The 251-nt window shown below is 43.4% G+C and carries 1 rRNA gene; it reads right to left on the reverse strand.

Annotation, left to right across the window (positions count from 1 at the left end):
• Nucleotides 1-85, reverse strand: a 5S ribosomal RNA gene (rrf, locus tag H4J69_RS19830); the annotation flags it as partial.
• Nucleotides 86-251 lie beyond the last annotated feature (166 nt).

A 251-nucleotide genomic window follows, 5' to 3' on the forward strand; every position in this document is an offset into this window, starting at 1 on the left:
CTCCCACACTACCATCGGCGCTACTGCGTTTCACTTCTGAGTTCGGAATGGGATCAGGTGGTGCCACAGTGCTATTGTCGCTAGACAAAAAGGTTACAATCTTGAAAGCTGTTGCTCGCTAGAGCGATAAATATAAAAGCGTTTTCTTATTCAATTCATTACAGTGCGTGAAGTTATTCTGTCAGTCTTCTACAAACACTTCGCAGTAAAACTACTTGGGTGTTGTATGGTTAAGCCTCACGGGCAATTAG

The organism is Colwellia sp. BRX10-9 (assembly GCF_014077405.1).
In the GTDB taxonomy this organism is placed as follows: domain Bacteria; phylum Pseudomonadota; class Gammaproteobacteria; order Enterobacterales; family Alteromonadaceae; genus Colwellia_A.